Origin of the sequence: Actinomadura sp. 7K534, from assembly GCF_004348575.1 — a bacterium.
In the GTDB taxonomy this organism is placed as follows: Bacteria; Actinomycetota; Actinomycetes; order Streptosporangiales; family Streptosporangiaceae; genus Spirillospora; species Spirillospora livida.
The window spans coordinates 1-2,219 of the sequence record NZ_SMKB01000439.1 but is presented as its reverse complement, the minus strand read 5'-3'; the positions used below and the strand labels follow the sequence as shown (position 1 = coordinate 2,219).

Below are 2,219 nucleotides of genomic sequence, written 5' to 3'. Positions count from 1 at the left end.
GGGTGAGGTGTCCCCCGTCCGGGTCCTTGCTGTCCCGCACCCCGACCCCGGCCCCCGGCGCAAGTCGCCCCAGCTCAACGCACACGTCATCGTTCGCGGAGCCACTGCACGAAACACGCGAGGCATTCTCCGGGGATGCCTTCGCACCGAGTGGCCAAACCTGACCCAAAGGTCGCGAACCCCGCCTGCTGACGAGCAAGGCGCCTGGACACAGCATGGTCGGCGTCCTCGCTTTTCCCGCCGCGGTAAGTGGGCTCGTGTACTTATCTGTCTGAAACGATCTGGGAATCGTTCTAGGTTCGAGCATCGTTGGCAGCGGCTCGTCCAAATAGCCGAAAAAAACTTGGGCTCAGGCTCCCGTTGATCTTGTTTTTTGACCTCTTACTGATGACGGACCTGCTGCGGCGGCCACCAAAGGGGGGCCGGGGAGGACCGAAGGAGGGGGACGCTCGGTGATGGATCTGGTGACGGTGCTGGAGGCATTGGCCCCGGTGGCCGCGGCTCTGATCACCTTGCTCGAAGCCCGATGGCGGGCCCGGCGCCCCGGCGATGAGTAGCGATGCTGCCCCGGGACCAGCCCCCGCCGACCTGGAGATGCGGCAGGCTTTCCTGGACTTCTACCTTGCCGAGTACAAAGAAGTCGTACGGTTCGTGATGTATTGCGGAGCAACCGTCCACGCCGCCGAGGACGCTGCCCAGCAGGCGCTCGAAATCGGCTGGCGCAAGGTCCTGCGGGGGGAGTGGAACCAAGTCGCCCGCCCCCAGGCTTGGATTCGCAGGGTCGCACGCAATTGTCACTTATCTCAGCAGCGAGGGTCGGGGGAGGTCCCCCTCGCGGCCGGTTTCGACCGTGCGGTACAGGGGCCGGGGCATGCTGAACTGGCCGACCAGGCCCGCGACCTGATCGCACTGTTGCAGTTGTTGGATGCCGAGTGCCAGATGGTCTTCGCGCTCCGATTCGACGGCGTTCCTGGTCCGGAGATCGCCGCTGAACTAGGCATCACACCGCAACGAGAACGCGACCTCTACAAGCGCGCCCGCCAGGTACTACGCAACAACTGGAAAGGGGGAAGCCAGCGTGACGACGGCAACGCCACCCCCGCCTGACGGCGACCCCGGCGACGACGCGTTCGAAGCCTTCCTGTCCACCGCCAACGATCAATTGTTGGAGTACGTGCGCTCCCACACCGACCCCACCCGTGCCCTGAGCGCACTCTTAGAGGTCGTCGACGAACCGAATTCCACCCCGGAATACCCGTATACGACCTCCCCTGGACAAGCCACTGAGAAAGCCATACAGCGCGTTGCATCCCGGTTCGCGGTACAAGATCTCATCGCAAGGCTGACTCACGCCCGCGATCTCGCCCGTCAACTGGACGACACTCTCGCGCGCACCCGCCTTGACGGCGCACTTACCAGAGAACTCGCAGATCGCCTGGTCGCCATACGTGAGCTTGTTCAGGACCTGGGTGCCGGCCTCGCCCCAGCCCCTGAAGTCGACCGGCGCCTTGACCGCCTCTTCCGTAACCTAGATCGCATCTGTGCTTCCCTCCCGCACCTGAATCTAGACTCCTCACGCCTCGACGCGCTGACCTTCCTCGGCAAACTCGATTTGGGCCGTGACCTCGACATCGCCATGGGGATCAAGGATGGATTGATGGAGTCACCAGTGGACGTCTCCGGCGTGGATCTCACACGTGCGGAAGCTGTTACGTCGGCACTGCCCGCACAAGCGATCCAGGCACTGGACGGGGTGGTGTGGGATGACTCGACCCGGTGGCCCGATGGACTGAAAACGATCATCGAGGAGCGGTCTGAGCCGATCGGGGAGGGCCGGTACCGAGTGCGAGCCGGCACCGAGCGCGACTCGTACGCTCGGTGAGCGAGCCACCGTGTGCCCGCGCGTTCGACGTCTGAGCTTGCTGGTCCGGGCCGCGTGACCGTCCCGCGTGACGCTAATGTGGTTGATGAAGTGAGCCCGCTCGGGCGGACCTCGCCGCAAGCCAGTCCCGGGCTGCGCATACGGCTGCCCGTACGCGCACCCGTGCAATACGGAGGTCTGACGGGACGGCATCAGACGAGCGTCAAGAGGACGGGACGGTCAGCGAGACTCGTGCTGCTTGATCCGGTTGACCAGCCCCGCGAACTCCTCAACGGTAAGGGTGAGGTGTCCTCCGTCCGGGTCCTTGCTGTCCCGCACCCCGACCCCGACCCCGGCC

General features: G+C 64.8%; 3 protein-coding genes. 2 read left to right on the top strand and 1 reads right to left on the bottom strand.

Annotated features, from left to right (window positions below):
* Positions 1-217 (bottom strand): DUF397 domain-containing protein (locus tag E1266_RS36885; protein WP_132055168.1); only part of this gene is annotated, 217 nt, incomplete at its 3' end.
* A 332-nt stretch (positions 218-549) separates the two neighbouring features.
* Between E1266_RS36885 and E1266_RS36880 the strand changes: the two genes are divergently transcribed.
* Together E1266_RS36880 and E1266_RS36875 are read left to right on the top strand one after the other, a co-directional pair.
* Complete coding sequence (locus E1266_RS36880; protein WP_132055166.1) at positions 550-1,107, top strand: sigma-70 family RNA polymerase sigma factor; 558 nt, start codon at positions 550-552, stop codon at positions 1,105-1,107.
* Positions 1,079-1,882 (top strand): hypothetical protein, encoded by an 804-nt coding sequence (locus E1266_RS36875; RefSeq protein WP_132055164.1) that lies wholly within the window; start codon positions 1,079-1,081, stop codon positions 1,880-1,882. The genes E1266_RS36880 and E1266_RS36875 overlap by 29 nt, the downstream gene beginning before the upstream one ends.
* The last annotated feature ends 337 nt before the right edge of the window (positions 1,883-2,219 follow it).